This window comes from Enterobacter sp. IF2SW-B1, assembly GCF_001743375.1.
Lineage (GTDB): Bacteria > Pseudomonadota > Gammaproteobacteria > Enterobacterales > Enterobacteriaceae > Enterobacter > Enterobacter bugandensis.
The window spans coordinates 21,484-36,409 of the sequence record NZ_MJAA01000011.1 but is presented as its reverse complement, the minus strand read 5'-3'; the positions used below and the strand labels follow the sequence as shown (position 1 = coordinate 36,409).

15 protein-coding genes are annotated in these 14,926 nt (G+C 56.4%); 10 read left to right on the top strand and 5 right to left on the bottom strand.

Features of this window, described 5'->3' with window-relative positions; all coding sequences use genetic code 11:
* Nucleotide 1: 1 nt before the first annotated feature.
* The 10 genes from A6013_RS27325 (at nt 2) to trpS (ending at nt 8,700) form a co-directional block, all read left to right on the top strand.
* Nucleotides 2-457 carry a HofO gene (locus A6013_RS27325; protein WP_069733633.1) on the top strand — a complete coding sequence of 152 codons (456 nt, stop codon included), beginning with the start codon at nt 2-4 and terminating at the stop codon, nt 455-457.
* Entirely contained in the window at nt 447-851 is a 405-nt protein-coding gene (locus A6013_RS19870; protein WP_069733632.1) for a HofP DNA utilization family protein, read from the top strand. The genes A6013_RS27325 and A6013_RS19870 overlap by 11 nt, the downstream gene beginning before the upstream one ends.
* A complete protein-coding gene (gene hofQ / locus A6013_RS19865; protein ID WP_069733631.1) occupies nt 763-2,001 on the top strand; it encodes a DNA uptake porin HofQ in 1,239 nt (412 codons plus the stop codon). Before A6013_RS19870 ends, hofQ begins: the two co-directional genes overlap by 89 nt.
* 287 nt (nt 2,002-2,288) lie before the next feature.
* Nucleotides 2,289-2,810 (top strand): shikimate kinase AroK, encoded by a 522-nt coding sequence (gene aroK / locus A6013_RS19860; protein ID WP_003861630.1) that lies wholly within the window; start codon nt 2,289-2,291, stop codon nt 2,808-2,810.
* A gap of 57 nt (nt 2,811-2,867) precedes the next feature.
* Nucleotides 2,868-3,956, top strand: a complete 1,089-nt coding sequence (gene aroB, locus A6013_RS19855; RefSeq protein ID WP_041911921.1) for a 3-dehydroquinate synthase — start codon at nt 2,868-2,870, stop codon at nt 3,954-3,956.
* Nucleotides 3,957-4,048: 92 nt separating this feature from the next.
* A complete protein-coding gene (damX, locus tag A6013_RS19850; protein ID WP_041911922.1) occupies nt 4,049-5,350 on the top strand; it encodes a cell division protein DamX in 1,302 nt (433 codons plus the stop codon).
* A gap of 67 nt (nt 5,351-5,417) precedes the next feature.
* Nucleotides 5,418-6,230 (top strand): adenine-specific DNA-methyltransferase, encoded by an 813-nt coding sequence (gene dam / locus A6013_RS19845; protein ID WP_028014659.1) that lies wholly within the window; start codon nt 5,418-5,420, stop codon nt 6,228-6,230.
* A 41-nt stretch (nt 6,231-6,271) separates the two neighbouring features.
* Nucleotides 6,272-6,949, top strand: a complete 678-nt coding sequence (gene rpe / locus A6013_RS19840) for a ribulose-phosphate 3-epimerase (RefSeq protein WP_023333698.1) — start codon at nt 6,272-6,274, stop codon at nt 6,947-6,949.
* The gene (gene gph, locus A6013_RS19835; RefSeq protein ID WP_028014658.1) at nt 6,942-7,703 is read left to right on the top strand and encodes a phosphoglycolate phosphatase; all 762 of its coding nucleotides are present in this window, start codon (nt 6,942-6,944) and stop codon (nt 7,701-7,703) included. Before rpe ends, gph begins: the two co-directional genes overlap by 8 nt.
* Entirely contained in the window at nt 7,696-8,700 is a 1,005-nt protein-coding gene (gene trpS, locus A6013_RS19830; RefSeq protein ID WP_028014657.1) for a tryptophan--tRNA ligase, read from the top strand. The genes gph and trpS overlap by 8 nt, the downstream gene beginning before the upstream one ends.
* 72 nt (nt 8,701-8,772) lie before the next feature.
* On the opposite strand, the gene A6013_RS19825 is transcribed toward trpS, so the two are convergent.
* From A6013_RS19825 to tsgA, 5 genes are all read right to left on the bottom strand, one after another.
* On the bottom strand, nt 8,773-8,943 hold the full coding sequence (locus A6013_RS19825; RefSeq protein ID WP_008503029.1) for a YhfL family protein: 171 nt from the start codon (nt 8,941-8,943) through the stop codon (nt 8,773-8,775).
* A gap of 144 nt (nt 8,944-9,087) precedes the next feature.
* Nucleotides 9,088-10,461, bottom strand: coding sequence for a siroheme synthase CysG (gene cysG / locus A6013_RS19820; RefSeq protein WP_069733630.1), 1,374 nt, complete (start codon nt 10,459-10,461; stop codon nt 9,088-9,090).
* 135 nt (nt 10,462-10,596) lie between these two features.
* Nucleotides 10,597-10,923, bottom strand: a complete 327-nt coding sequence (nirD, locus tag A6013_RS19815) for a nitrite reductase small subunit NirD (RefSeq protein ID WP_028014654.1) — start codon at nt 10,921-10,923, stop codon at nt 10,597-10,599.
* Entirely contained in the window at nt 10,920-13,463 is a 2,544-nt protein-coding gene (gene nirB / locus A6013_RS19810; protein WP_069733629.1) for a nitrite reductase large subunit NirB, read from the bottom strand. The genes nirD and nirB overlap by 4 nt, the downstream gene beginning before the upstream one ends.
* 259 nt (nt 13,464-13,722) lie before the next feature.
* Nucleotides 13,723-14,907 carry an MFS transporter TsgA gene (gene tsgA, locus A6013_RS19805; RefSeq protein WP_045259345.1) on the bottom strand — a complete coding sequence of 395 codons (1,185 nt, stop codon included), beginning with the start codon at nt 14,905-14,907 and terminating at the stop codon, nt 13,723-13,725.
* Nucleotides 14,908-14,926: the final 19 nt, after the last annotated feature.

Below are 14,926 nucleotides of genomic sequence, written 5' to 3'. Positions count from 1 at the left end.
CATGGAGACCTTGCTAGAACGCTGGTGTGAAAGTCGTCCCTGGTGTCGGCTGGTCTGCGGGGGGCTGGGTATCCTCCTGATGGGCCTGACAGCATGGGGTGTATTGCTCCGGCCAGCAGAGAGGCAGTGTGCGGATCAGCGGCAGCAGTTGAGCCAGGCGGCGCGGACTAACGCGTCGCTGTGGCCCACCGCCAGTCAGGTGCCGTTTAGCCCGCAAACCCGGACGGCACTGGAGATAAAGCCCTTTTCACCGCTCGATTTTCAGGGGGAGGGTACAAGGCTCCTTCACTGGAAGCCGTTGCAAAACGGCGGTGAACTGGCGCTGGAGGCGCAGTGGCAGGCGATCCCGCCTCTTTTTTCCCGGCTGGCGCAGCGGGATGTGCGGGTCGCTGCTTTTACGCTTGCGCCACAAAGTACGGTGTTACGCCTGAAGCTGGAGCTGGAACATGCGAAATAGCGCGAGATACCTGCTGGTTTGCTCGGCGCTGCTGTTGACCGGCATGCGCGATCCGTTTCGCCCGCCGGACGACCCCTGCGCCACAGCCGAACTGGCACAGTGGCACTACCGCGGAATGGTGGGAGGGCAGCAGCGCGTTGGTATTTTGCTGGATGGGCAACGGCGCTGGCATCGTCTGAAAGAGCACGATCGTTTCCCGGCGGGCTGGCGGATAACGGCCATCAATGAAACGGAACTGGTTGTTGATGTGGGTGACACATGCGATCCCGAAGAATGGGCGTGGCAACGAGAAGGAAAGGATAAAAATGAAGTTAAGGATAGTGCTGTTGCTGCTGGCGTTCAGCCGCCCGCTGTGGGCCGCCGCGCCAAAGCCGGTCACGCTGGTGGTGGATGACGTGCCGGTGGTTCAGGTGCTACAGGCGCTGGTTGCGCAGGAGAACCGTAATCTGGTGGTATCGCCGGATGTCGGCGGCACGCTCTCGCTTAACCTGACGCGCGTTCCCTGGCGGCAGGCGTTACAGACGGTAGTCACCAGCGCCGGACTCGTTTTAAGAGAGGAGGGCGGTATTTATTATGTCCATACCGCGGCCTGGCAGCGTGAACAGCGGGAACGTTTAGAGCAGGAGCGAGCGCGTCGACAGCTTGATGCTCCGCTGGTCTCGCACAGCATCCCATTTACTTATGCGGATGCCGGAGAACTGCAAAAAGCGGCTGAAAAGCTCCTGAGCCCAAAGGGGAGTTTATCTGTCGACAAACGCACCAACCGTCTGCTCATCAGGGATAACCAGGCGGTGCTGGAGGCGCTGCAGCAGTGGGCGGCTCAGATGGATATTCCCGTCGAGCAGGTCGAACTGGCGGCGCACATTGTCACCATTAATGAAAAAAGCCTGCGAGAGTTGGGGGTGAAGTGGAATCTTGCCGAGGCCGCCGAGGCGGGCAAGGTTGGACAGCTCACGACGCTTGGCAGCGATCTTTCCGTGGCCAGTGCTACCACGCATGTGGGGTTTAACATCGGGCGAATTAACGGCAGGCTGCTGGATCTGGAGCTCTCTGCGCTGGAGCAAAAACAGCAGGTCGATATCATTGCCAGCCCGCGGCTGCTGGCCTCGCACATGCAACCGGCCAGCATTAAGCAGGGGAGTGAGATCCCGTATCAGGTTTCAAGTGGTGAAAGCGGGGCGACCTCGGTGGAGTTCAAAGAGGCGGTACTCGGAATGGAGGTCACGCCGGTAGTACTGCCCGGTGGGCGCGTGCGCCTGAAGCTACACATCAGTGAAAACATGCCGGGACAGGTGCTGCAGCAAGCCGATGGCGAAACGCTTGCCATCGATAAGCAGGAGATAGAAACCCAGGTGGAGGTAAAAAGTGGGGAAACGCTGGCGCTGGGGGGAATTTTCTCGCAAAAGAACAAAACCGGCAGTGACAGCGTGCCCGGGCTTGGGAGTATCCCCTGGCTGGGACAGCTTTTTCGCCATGATGGAAAAGATAATGAGCGGCGTGAGTTAGTGGTGTTTATTACGCCACGTCTGGTCGGTATTCACTAACGGGTAACGATCCCCCGCAATGATTTTGCATTCAGTTTGTTGCAGATGTTTGACGTGGGGCATGAATTAGCATACAAGGAGTACCGATTTGAGTTGGACTTACGTCTTATTACCTTATGCGTCCGGCGCGGTGATTTAATCAGTTGCCAAACAAGCCGGAGTATTGAGATAATTTTTAGTCTGACTCTCGCTCTATTGCATATGAGGTTTCAGTTCATGTCCTGCTACGCCGGGTGTCTGCGAAGCGGGGATTACCATTAACGAATAGTCTTAGTAGTACCGATAAAATGGCAGAGAAACGCAATATCTTTCTGGTTGGGCCTATGGGTGCCGGCAAAAGCACTATTGGGCGTCAGTTAGCTCAACAACTCAATATGGAATTTTACGATTCTGATCAAGAGATTGAGAAACGAACCGGAGCTGATGTGGGCTGGGTTTTCGATGTAGAAGGCGAAGAAGGTTTCCGTGACCGAGAAGAAAAAGTGATCAACGAACTCACGGAAAAACAGGGCATCGTACTGGCAACAGGCGGCGGCTCTGTGAAATCTCGCGAAACCCGCAACCGTCTCTCCGCCCGTGGCGTAGTGGTCTATCTTGAGACGACCATTGAGAAACAGCTGGCACGTACGCAGCGCGATAAAAAGCGCCCGCTGCTGCAGGTTGAAACGCCACCACGCGAAGTTCTGGAAGCGTTGGCCGACGAACGCAATCCGCTGTATGAAGAGATTGCCGATGTGACCATTCGTACTGACGATCAGAGCGCTAAAGTGGTTGCAAACCAGATTATTCATATGCTGGAAAGCAACTGATTCTGGCTTTATATACACTCGCCTGCGGGTAAAAGCATTAAAGGTGGATGTCGCGTCATGGAGAGGATTACAGTTACTCTCGGGGAACGTAGTTACCCTATCACCATCGCGGCTGGTTTGTTTAACGACCCAGCTTCCTTTTTACCACTAAAAGCGGGTGATCAGGCGATGCTGGTCACCAATGAGACGCTGGCTCCGCTTTATCTCGACCGCGTGCGCCACCTGCTTGAGCAGGCAGGCGTAAAAGTCGACAGTGTGATTTTGCCCGATGGCGAGCAGTATAAAAGCCTGACGGTACTCGATACCGTCTTTACCGCATTGCTGCAAAAACCGCACGGTCGCGATACAACACTGCTTGCCCTGGGCGGCGGTGTTGTGGGCGATCTGACCGGCTTTGCGGCCGCAAGCTATCAGCGTGGCGTCCGTTTTATTCAAATCCCGACCACGTTGCTGTCTCAGGTCGACTCCTCTGTCGGTGGCAAAACGGCAGTCAACCATCCCCTCGGCAAAAACATGATTGGCGCGTTCTACCAGCCTGCGTCGGTGGTGGTGGATCTCGACTGCCTGAAAACCCTGCCGAAACGCGAGCTGGCCTCTGGCCTGGCTGAAGTGATCAAATACGGCATTATTCTGGATGGCGAGTTCTTTAACTGGCTTGAAGAGAATATGGATGCGCTGCTGCGCCTGGATGAGGCGAAACTGGCATACTGCATTCGTCGTTGTTGTGAGCTGAAAGCAGAAGTTGTCGCGGCAGACGAGCGTGAAACCGGCTTACGTGCTTTACTGAATCTTGGGCATACGTTTGGCCACGCCATTGAAGCCGAAATGGGTTACGGCAACTGGCTGCACGGTGAAGCCGTCGCGGCTGGCATGGTCATGGCAGCCCGCACCTCTGAACGTCTTGGGCAGTTTAAACCGGAAGAGACGGCACGTATCATTGCGCTACTTGAACGTGCAGGTTTGCCGGTAACCGGGCCGCAGGAGATGTCGGCGCAGGCGTATTTACCCCACATGATGCGCGATAAAAAAGTATTGGCAGGTGAGATGCGTCTTGTACTCCCGCTTGCAATAGGGAAGAGTGAAGTGCGCGGCGGAGTGTCGCACGATGTCGTTCTTGGCGCCATTGCTGATTGCCAGCAGGCGTAACAACTAGAAAGGTCAGGCCACTGTTATCGGTGGTCGTTTAGCTTCAGGCGAAATGCAAAGACGTAGGCATAAGCCTTTGAGTGGGGTGTTAAATGGATGAATTCAAACCAGAAGACGAGCTGAAACCCGATCCCAGCGATCGTCGTACTGGTCGTTCTCGTCAATCTTCAGAACGTGATAACGAGCCGCAGATCAACTTTGACGATGTTGATCTGGATGCAGACGATCGTCGCCCTTCGCGCAGCCGCAACGCGCGTGATGAGCGAGAAGAAGAGGATTATGAGTCCGAAGAAGATTCAATGGACGAACAGCCTGTAGAGCGTCGCCCGCGTAAACGTAAAAAAGCCGCTGCGCAGAAACCGGCCTCCCGTCAGTACATCATGATGGGACTTGGCGTTCTGGTGCTTGTGCTGCTGATTGTTGGCATTGGCTCCGCGCTGAAAGCACCGTCCACCAACTCAACCGAACAAACCGCCTCCGCAGAGAAGAGCATCAACCTCTCCGGTAATGATGCGACGGATCAGGCGAATGGTGCACAGCCAGCGCCGGGCACCACTTCCGCTGAGCAGACTGCCAGCAACACAACGACGCCGCAGGATGTTTCTCTGCCGCCCGTTTCATCAACGCCTGCTCAGGGCCAGGCACCTGTCACGCCCGAAGGCCAGCAGCGTGTTGAAGTTCAGGGAGACCTGAACAATGCGCTGATGCAGCCGCAAAACCAGCAGCAGGTTGATAACGTTGTGGTTAACTCTACGCTGCCAACTGAACCTGCAACCGTCGCGCCGATCCACGGTGCTACCGCGCAGCCGCAGACGGCAGCAACGGAAACTAAACCGCGCCAGACGCAAACTGCGACGCGTCCTGAACGTAAGCAGGCGGTCATTGAGCCGAAGCGTGAAACCAAGCCTCAGGCCGTGGTAAAAGCGCCTGAAGTGAAAGCCGCACCGGCACAGCCGAAACGCACTGAAACGGCTGCCGTGAGCGAGCCGGCCAAAGCGCCAGTCACGCAGACTGCGCCGAAAGCGACGGCAACCACAACGGCACCTGCTGCCACCGCTGCGCCTGCCGCAACGGCGACGGCTTCCAGTGCTGCAGCAGGTAAAACAGCTGGCAACGTCGGTTCGCTGAAATCTGCACCGTCCAGCAACTACACGCTGCAGTTGAGCAGTTCGTCTAACTATGACAACCTCAACGGCTGGGCGAAGAAATCGAATCTGAAAAACTACGTGGTTTATCAGACAACCCGTAACGGACAGCCGTGGTACGTGCTGGTGAGCGGTGTGTATGCTTCTAAAGATGAAGCGAAGCGCGCCGTGGCGACACTGCCAGCAGACGTTCAGGCGAAAAACCCGTGGGCGAAGCCGATTCATCAGGTGCAGGCCGATCTGAAGTAATGTTTAAAGCGCAGGATGCTGTCGGAGCTTTCTCCACAGCCGGAGAAGGTGTAATCAGTTAGTCAGCATGAAAAAAAATCGCGCTTTTCTGAAATGGGCAGGGGGGAAATACCCCCTGCTCGATGATATTAAAAAGCACCTGCCAAAAGGCGAGTGTCTTATCGAGCCCTTCGTGGGTGCGGGATCGGTGTTCCTGAACACCGATTTTTCTCGTTATATCCTGGCGGATATCAACAGCGACCTTATCAGCCTCTATAACATCGTTAAGCTGCGTACCGATGAGTATGTGGAAGAGGCGCGCAAGCTGTTTACGCCAGAGAACAACAGCCCTGACGTTTACTATCAGTTCCGCACGGAATTTAATCAGAGCCAGGATCCGTTCCGCCGCGCGCTGCTGTTCCTTTACCTCAACCGTCATGGTTACAACGGCCTGTGCCGGTATAATCTGCGCGGCGAATTTAACGTGCCGTTTGGTCGTTATAAGCGCCCGTACTTCCCGCAGGACGAGCTGTATCATTTTGCGAAGAAAGCGCAGAATGCAGAGTTCCACTGCCTCTCCTATGAAGAGTGCATGGAACTGGCAGGCGTAAACTCGGTGGTTTACTGCGATCCGCCTTATGCGCCGCTGTCTGCGACGGCGAACTTCACCGCCTACCACACCAATAGCTTCAGCCCGGCCGAACAGGCCCGCCTGGCGGAGATGGCGGAAAAACTGGTCAGCAAAAGAATTCCGGTGTTAATTTCAAATCACGATACCCCTGATACGCGCGAATGGTACAAAGCCGCGAAGCATTTTCAGGTTAAGGTGCGGCGTAGCATTAGCAGCAACGGCGGCACACGTAAAAAGGTGGACGAACTCCTGGCTCTTTATCGCCCCTGAGCCGTTTTGCCCGCCGGTAAACACATTTCAAGGAGATGCGGATGAAACAGTTTTTGATTGCCCCCTCAATTCTGTCGGCCGATTTTGCCCGCCTGGGTGAAGACACGGCGGAAGCTCTCGCAGCTGGCGCAGATGTCGTCCATTTCGACGTTATGGATAACCACTACGTTCCCAATCTGACCATCGGTCCGATGGTGCTCAAGGCCCTGCGTAACTACGGTATTACCGCACCGATCGACGTTCACCTGATGGTGAAGCCTGTCGACCGCATCGTGCCTGACTTCGCCGCAGCGGGCGCCAGCATTATCACTTTCCATCCGGAAGCCTCCGAGCACGTTGACCGCACGCTGCAGCTGATCAAAGAGAACGGCTGTAAGGCGGGGCTGGTGTTTAACCCGGCAACACCGTTGAGCTATCTCGATTACGTGATGGACAAGCTGGACGTGATTTTGCTGATGTCCGTTAACCCGGGCTTTGGCGGCCAGTCGTTCATCCCTCACACGCTGGATAAGCTGCGCGAAGTGCGCCGTCGCATTGACGAGTCTGGCTATGATATTCGTCTGGAAGTGGACGGCGGTGTGAAAGTGAATAATATTGGCGAAATTGCGGCAGCGGGCGCGGATATGTTCGTTGCAGGTTCGGCAATTTTCGACCAACCGGATTACAAAAAAGTCATTGATGAAATGCGCCGCGAGCTGGCGAAGGTAAGTCATGGATAAATTGCAGGCAATTCGGGGTGTGGCATTCGACCTCGACGGCACGCTGGTGGACAGCGCGCCGGGCTTAACGAGCGCCGTCGATCAGGCGCTGTATGCACTGGAACTGCCCGTTGCGGGCGAAGATCGTGTGATTACATGGATTGGCAACGGTGCCGATGTCCTGATGGAGCGCGCGTTGACGTGGGCTCGTCAGGAACGCGCATCGCAGCGTTCCGCGCAGGGGAAACCAAGCGTCGATCACGCCGATATCCCGCAGGATGAGCAGCTGCGTATTCTGCGCAAGCTGTTCGATCGCTTCTACGAAGAGACCGTCGAGGAGGGGAGCTTCCTTTTCCCGGACGTCCAGGAAACCCTGAGCGCGCTGCACGCGAAAGGCATCCCGCTGGGACTGGTGACCAACAAGCCGACGCCGTTTGTTGCGCCGCTGCTGGAAGCGCTCAATATCGCGAAATATTTCTCCGTGATTGTAGGCGGGGATGACGTGCAGAACAAAAAGCCGCATCCGGAGCCGCTATTGCTGGTGGCAGGAAAATTATCCTTAACGCCTGCGGAGCTGCTCTTTGTCGGGGATTCGCGTAATGATATTCTGGCTGCCCGAGCGGCTGGGTGTCCTTCCGTCGGTTTAACCTATGGCTACAACTACGGTGAGGCCATTACGCTGAGTGAGCCGGATGTTGTGTTCGACCACTTCAAAGATTTGTTGCCCGCACTCGGGCTTTCGCACAGTGAACATCAGGAATTGAATAATGACTAAGCCCATCGTTTTTAGTGGCGCACAGCCTTCAGGTGAATTGACCATTGGTAACTACATGGGTGCGTTGCGTCAGTGGGTCAGCATGCAGGATGACTACCATTGCATTTACTGCATCGTAGATTTGCATGCTATCACCGCGCGTCAGGATCCTGAGAAGCTGCGCAAAGCCACCCTGGACACCCTGGCCCTCTATCTGGCCTGCGGTATCGATCCTGAAAAGAGCACCATTTTCGTTCAGTCTCACGTGCCGGAGCATGCGCAGCTGGGCTGGGCGCTGAACTGCTATACCTATTTCGGCGAGCTGAGCCGCATGACCCAGTTCAAGGATAAGTCTGCCCGCTACTCTGAAAACATCAACGCTGGCCTGTTCGACTATCCGGTGCTGATGGCGGCCGACATCCTGCTGTACCAGACCAACCAGGTGCCGGTGGGTGAAGACCAGAAGCAGCACCTGGAGCTGAGCCGCGATATCGCCCAGCGCTTTAACGCGCTTTACGGCGACGTATTCAAAGTGCCAGAGCCGTTTATTCCGAAATCCGGCGCGCGCGTGATGTCGCTGCTGGAGCCAACCAAGAAGATGTCCAAGTCTGACGATAACCGCAACAACGTTATCGGCCTGCTGGAGGATCCGAAATCGGTGGTGAAAAAGCTCAAGCGCGCGGTCACCGACTCCGACGAGCCGCCTGTGGTGCGCTACGACGTGCAGAACAAAGCGGGCGTCTCCAACCTGCTGGACATTCTCTCCGGCGTGACCGGCCAGAGCATTCCCGAGCTGGAAAAACACTTCGAAGGCAAGATGTACGGCCACCTGAAGGGTGAAGTGGCAGAGGCCGTTTCCGGCATGCTGACCGAGCTGCAGGAGCGCTACAATCGCTACCGTAACGACGAAGCTTTCCTGCAGAAGGTGATGAAAGACGGCGCGGAAAAAGCCAGCGCGCGCGCGTCCGAAACCCTGAAAGCGGTGTACGAGGCGATTGGGTTTGTGGCGAAACCTTAAGCCGCCACCCGACAAATACGGACTCAATAAAAAAACCGGGAAATCCCCGGTTTTTTTACGCCTGAAAAACGCTTACTGCTGTGCCGCCGGGCCGCAACCGCCGATGATCTTCGAAATGGAGATCGCCGGGTGCAGCAGGTAATCGTAGCTGCAGTTATTTTTAGTATTTTGAACGTGACCGGTACAGGCGGTCAGAGTCGATAACAGGCCAACCAGAACGGCGGCCTTTGCCAGCTTGAACATACGCATTCCTTGTCTAAAAATCTTAAATTGGATGTAACACGAGGGAATAAATGGAAAAGTTCCACTATGCGAGCGGTATGTTATCGACTGAGGTATGAAGGGAGTAGTCCGCTTAAGGACTACTCGAAGGGGGGAGAATATGCGTTAGTGATTCGAGAACCAGTTCAGCTTATCGCGCAGTTCAACCACGCGACCCACCACAATCAGCGCCGGGCTTTCGACCTGCTGCGCCAGCTCACCGAGCTGCGTCAGCGCGCCATTCACCACGCGCTGCTTGATTGACGTCCCGTTTTCCACCAGCGCAACGGGCATATCAGCCTCCATACCGTGTTCCAGCAGTTTCGCCTGGATGGTGGCGGCCTGGTTCAGCCCCATGTAGAACACCAGCGTCTGCTTTTCAGCGGCCAGGTTATGCCAGTCCAGCTCGCTGCCGGTTTTCAGGTGGCCCGTGACCAGACGCACGCTTTGAGCGTAGTCGCGATGGGTCAACGGAATGCCAGAGTAGGCTGAACAGCCGGATGCCGCCGTTATGCCCGGCACCACGGAGAACGGAATGCCTGCATTGCACAGGGTTTCCAGCTCCTCGCCGCCGCGGCCAAAGATAAACGGATCGCCGCCCTTAAGGCGCACCACGCGTTTTCCCTTTTGCGCTTCACTCAGCAGGATCTGATTAATCTCCTCCTGCGGCACGCAGTGGTAGCCTGCCCGTTTACCGACGAAGACGCGGTCGGCGTCGCGGCGCACCAGGTTCATGATGTCATCGGAGACCAGGCGGTCATACACCACGATATCCGCCTGCTGGATCTGCTGGAGCCCTTTCAGGGTCAGTAAACCCGCATCTCCCGGACCAGCACCGACCAGCACCACTTCACCTCGGTGATCCAGCGGCTCGCTCAGCAGCTGCTCGGTCGTCTCTTCAACAGCTTTCGCGTCCTGATTCGCCAGCGACTGCGCCAGCCTGTCGTTAACGAAAAATTTCTCCCAGAAGCGACGACGCTCACCCACGGTTGAGAAGGTTTGCTTCACGCGGGAGCGAAGCTGCCCGGCGTAGTGGGCTATCTGGCCGAGATGCTGCGGCAAAATAGCTTCCAGTTTTTCCCGCAGCAGGCGGGCAAGTACGGGCGAGCGGCCGCCGGAAGACACCGCGATCATCAGCGGTGAACGATCGATAATCGACGGCATGATAAAGCTGGCCTCTTTCGGCGCATCCACCACGTTGCAGAAGATCCGGCGCGCTTCGCAGGCGTCGCTGACGCGCTGGTTCACTTCATCGTCATCCGTCGCGGCAATCGTCAGCCAGCAGGTATCCAGCAGGGACTCATCAAACTCCCCCTGCACCAGCGTGAGCATCCCTTCCTGAGCCCAGACGTCAAACTGCGGAGCGAAGGTGAGGGCATTGACGGTCAGTCGGGCTCCGGCTTCCAGCAACAGGCGCGCTTTGCGTTCAGCCACATCGCCGCCGCCCACAAGCAGGCAGTCGCGATGGCGTAATTGACAGAAAATCGGCAGGTGGTCCACGACGTTACCTCACAGCATTCAAGGAGGGGGTAAGAATTGACGTCAGGATAACAGCAGGAATCGTACAGAACATACGGTTTTTCCTGCCGTTACCCATAAGGGGTCATAAGCCTTTCCTATTGGAAAAGCGGAGGGTTACGCTTTGAGCTGCACCTTGCCGTCCTTCACGCGGGCGTCGTAGTGCTTCACGGAGAAGCTTTCATCTTCCATGCAGTGCCCGTCGGTTAAGCGGAAACGCTGCTTTTTCAGCGGGCTGGCGACCCACAGCTCACCCTGGTGTTCAGCAATCAGACCGCGGGAGAGCACGCTGGCCTCAAAGAACGGATCGATATTGCTGATGGCAAAGACCTGTTCATCGTGGCGAGGGCGGAAAATAGCTACCTGCTCGTTACCCAGCAAAGCACAGACGCCGGTTGATGGCAGAATGTCGTTAATGTTGCAGATGTTTACCCACTGGCTCATGCGTTTTCCTCCACCTGCATCACCGGAATGCGTTCATACGGGGTTGCAGGACGATGCTGTTCGCGCTCCGGCACTACCTGCACGTTCGGGTCGCGCTGGGTGCTGTTGATAAAGTGTTTGAAGCGCGTCTGCGCCGCCGGGGTGTTGACGGTTTCGGTCCACTCGCAGATCACCGCCTCGCGCAGGCGAGCCATCTCGGATTCCAGCTGTTCGTTCAGACCCAGCTTGTCATCAATGATGACCGACTTCAGGTAGTCGATACCGCCTTCGAGATTATCCAGCCAGGAAGCGGTACGGGTCAGCTTATCGGCGGTACGGATGTAGAACATCATGAAGCGGTCGAGATACTGGATCAGCGTGTCGCGATCGAGATCCGCCGCCAGCAGGTCCGCGTGGCGTGGTTTCATCCCGCCATTGCCGCACACGTACAGGTTCCAGCCTTTCTCGGTGGCGATGATCCCTACGTCTTTACCCTGCGCTTCCGCACATTCACGGGTACAGCCGGAGACGCCGAACTTCATTTTGTGCGGAGTACGGATGCCTTTGTAGCGGTTTTCCAGCTCGACGCCGAAGCCCACGCTGTCGCCTACGCCGTAGCGGCACCAGGTGCTGCCCACGCAGGTTTTCGCCATGCGCAGCGCTTTGGCATACGCGTGACCGGTTTCGAAGCCCGCCTCAATCAGCTGACGCCATATTTCCGGGAGATCGTCTTTCTGCGCACCAAACAGGCCGATACGCTGGGAACCGGTGATTTTGGTGTACAGATTAAACTCACGGGCGATACGGCCCACGGCGACCAGCCCTTCCGGGGTGATTTCGCCACCGGCGGAACGCGGAATGACGGAGTAAGTACCGTCTTTCTGGATGTTCGCCAGGAAGTTATCGTTGGTGTCCTGCAGCGGCGTGTGTTCTGGTTTGAGCACGTACTCATTCCAGCAGGACGCGAGCAGAGAACCGACGGTCGGCTTACACACTTCACAGCCGTAACCCTGGCCGTGTTTCTCCAGCAGTTCGTCGAAGGACTTGATGCCTTCCACGCGGATCAGATGGTACAGCTCCTGGCGAGAGTAGGCGAAGTGCTCGCACAGGTTGTTGTTCACTTCGATGCCCTGTTTCGCCAGTTCAGCGTTCAGCACCTGAGTCACCAGTGGAATACAGCCGCCGCAGCCGGTACCGGCTTTGGTTTCGGCCTTCAGCGCCGCAACGGTGTGGCAGCCTTTGTTGATGGCGGAGATCAGCATGCCTTTGGTGACGTCGAAGCAGGAGCAAATCTGCGCGCTGTCCGGCAGTTTATCTACGCCGATAGATGGTTTACCGCTGGAGGCGTGCGCCGGCAGGATCAGCGCGTCCGGGTTTTCCGGCAGCTCAATGGCGTTCAGCACCAGCTGGAGCAGGTTACCGAAGTCGCTGGTATCGCCCACCAGCACCGCACCGAGCAGGGTTTTGTTGTCCTGGCTGACGATAAGGCGTTTGTAGACCTCTTTGCTTTCGTCCAGATAGACGTAGCTGCGGGAGTTCGGGGTGCGGCCATGCGCATCGCCGATACCGCCTACATCCACGCCCAGCAGCTTCAGCTTCGCGCTCATGTCTGCGCCGGTGAAGGCGTTTTCGCTGCCGAGGATATGGTCCACGGCGACCTGCGCCATTTTGTATCCTGGCGCCACCAGACCGTATACCCGGTTATTCCAGCTGGCGCACTCGCCGATGGCGTAGATATCCGGATCGGAGGTCTGGCAGGTATCGTTAATCATGATCCCGCCGCGCTGCGCTACCGCCAGGCCGCACTGCGTGGCGAGCTTGTCGCGCGGACGAATACCGGTGGAGAAGACGATGAAGTCCACTTCCAGCTCGCTGCCGTCGGCAAAGCGCATGGTTTTACGCGCCTCTGTGCCTTCCTGCACGATCTCTTTGGTGTTCTTGCTGGTGTGAACCTTCACACCCATGCTTTCGATTTTACGACGCAGCTGGTCGCCACCCATGTGGTCCAGCTGTTCCGCCATCAGCATCGGGGCAAATTCGATAACGTGGGTTTCAACGCCGAGGTTTTTCAGCGCGCCTGCCGCTTCCAGGCCCAGCAGGCCACCGCCAACAACCGCACCGCGTTTGCTTCGACGTGCGCAGGATTCAATGGCGTTGAGGTCTTCAATAGTACGGTAAACGAAGCAATCCTGGGTTTCCGACCCTTTAATCGGCGGGATCCACGGATACGAGCCAGTCGCCATGATCAGCTTATCGTAAAAAACCGTACGCCCGGCGCTGGAGTGGATCACTTTCTCCTGACGGTTGATGGTGATAGCGCGTTCGCCCACCAGCACTTTTACGCCATGCTTCTCGTAGAAACCTTCTCGCACCAGAGAGAGCTCTTCGGCGGTATGGTGAGAGAAGTAGGAAGACAAGTGCACACGGTCGTACGCCTTGCGGGGTTCTTCACAGAACACGGTAATATCGAACTGGTCAGCATCGGCTTTATCGAGAAGATCCTCAATAAAGCGGTGGCCGACCATGCCGTTACCGATGATAGCGAGTCTGACTTTGCTCATTTTTGCCTCGATTTCTTTTCTATTACTGCCTACCTTAACGATTCAGCAGGGGCACTTATTGATGCAAATCAAATACGCCTTCACCTACCCCTTAGTGGGTATATCTATGATTTGTCAGGTTTTTTATAAGTAACGGATATTGTTTGATTTTTGTGCTTGCTTGTTTTTCGCACAAATTTGACGGGGTTTTTACGAATCGGCAGTCAGAGCGGGTAAGCAGGGTAAAACCCCTTTGCAGAACGCAAAGGGGTTTTGACGATTAGTGGGTAGCCGTTGCCGTATTGTGCTGACGGTGACGGGTCACGAAGCCCAGAATGAAACACATGATAAACACCACGGCATACAGACCGTTAGCGGTGTGCAGCGCGGCCAGCGGGCCGCTGTGCGCCACAATCGGGCCCGTGACCACGAAGGTCAGCATGGTGCCGATGGTGCCGCAGGTCAGCACGAAGTTCACCAGCTTTGGCGAAGCCACTTTGGTCTGCAGGGAGCCCAGGGTGATGATTGAGGTGTAAATCGCGCTGGAGAAGAAGCCCAGGGTCAGGATGAACCATGGCATATGCTCCGGGGCACCGTTGATGAACAGATACATCAGCACGGTCGCCAGACCCGCCAGGACGGTCAGAATACGTTGCAGGTCGAAGAAGCGCAGGATGAAGCTAAAGGCCCACATACCGAACATGTAAGACATCCAGAAATCGCTCACCAGTTTGCCCGCGTCGTTCAGGCTCATGCCCAGACCTTTGGCGTATTCAGGTACCCACGAGATAAAGCCCAACTGACCGAGGATGTAGCACAGGGCGGCAATGGAGAGGAACAGCACGCCGATACCCCATTTTTCCTTCGCCACCGGCTCTGAGGTGGTCTGCGCTTTTTTGCCCAGCACCGGGAAGTCACAGCCGAAGGTCAGAATGAAGATCGCGACATAGACCAGACCGATACAGGCGTATACCCAGTACCATTCAATGCTGCGCGCGAGCAGATACGCGGCGACCATCGGGAAAATCATCCCGGCCATGCTGAAGAAGGAGTCGGTAAACAGCAGGCGCGCGCCGCGCTGGCGGCCTTCATACATGTGCGTAATAAGGAACGTACCGATCGACATCGTGATCCCGCTGACCAGGCCCAGCACGAACATGGCGGCGGAGAACAGGGCGATGCTGTGGCTCAACATCAGGCCCGCCACGGCGGCAACCATCAGCACGAAGCCGAAGCGCAGCTGGGTTTTCAGCGGGACGATTTCCATCAGCCAGGCATTCAGGAAAATTGAGATCAGGATCCCCGCGTTGAGGAAGGTGAAGGTGTTACTCATGCTGGAAACGGGCAGCTGGAAGTAGTCTGCGATATTTCCCATCACCATCCCGGTGACGATCACCAACGCGCCGGTCAGGGCGTAGGAGAAGAAGCTTATCCATGTGAGCTTGATGCGATTGCTGTTAGTCATGTCTGGCCTGTTCAGAAAA

Bases quoted from the DNA above. Each gene is read 5' to 3' on its own strand.
- A6013_RS27325 (WP_069733633.1), top strand. From the start codon at position 2: ATGGAGACCTTGCTAGAACGCTGGTGTGAAAGTCGTCCCTGGTGTCGG.
- A6013_RS19870 (WP_069733632.1), top strand. From the start codon at position 447: ATGCGAAATAGCGCGAGATACCTGCTGGTTTGCTCGGCGCTGCTGTTG.
- hofQ (WP_069733631.1), top strand. From the start codon at position 763: ATGAAGTTAAGGATAGTGCTGTTGCTGCTGGCGTTCAGCCGCCCGCTG.
- aroK (WP_003861630.1), top strand. From the start codon at position 2,289: ATGGCAGAGAAACGCAATATCTTTCTGGTTGGGCCTATGGGTGCCGGC.
- aroB (WP_041911921.1), top strand. From the start codon at position 2,868: ATGGAGAGGATTACAGTTACTCTCGGGGAACGTAGTTACCCTATCACC.
- damX (WP_041911922.1), top strand. From the start codon at position 4,049: ATGGATGAATTCAAACCAGAAGACGAGCTGAAACCCGATCCCAGCGAT.
- dam (WP_028014659.1), top strand. From the start codon at position 5,418: ATGAAAAAAAATCGCGCTTTTCTGAAATGGGCAGGGGGGAAATACCCC.
- rpe (WP_023333698.1), top strand. From the start codon at position 6,272: ATGAAACAGTTTTTGATTGCCCCCTCAATTCTGTCGGCCGATTTTGCC.
- gph (WP_028014658.1), top strand. From the start codon at position 6,942: ATGGATAAATTGCAGGCAATTCGGGGTGTGGCATTCGACCTCGACGGC.
- trpS (WP_028014657.1), top strand. From the start codon at position 7,696: ATGACTAAGCCCATCGTTTTTAGTGGCGCACAGCCTTCAGGTGAATTG.
- A6013_RS19825 (WP_008503029.1), bottom strand. From the start codon at position 8,943: ATGTTCAAGCTGGCAAAGGCCGCCGTTCTGGTTGGCCTGTTATCGACT.
- nirD (WP_028014654.1), bottom strand. From the start codon at position 10,923: ATGAGCCAGTGGGTAAACATCTGCAACATTAACGACATTCTGCCATCA.
- nirB (WP_069733629.1), bottom strand. From the start codon at position 13,463: ATGAGCAAAGTCAGACTCGCTATCATCGGTAACGGCATGGTCGGCCAC.
- tsgA (WP_045259345.1), bottom strand. From the start codon at position 14,907: ATGACTAACAGCAATCGCATCAAGCTCACATGGATAAGCTTCTTCTCC.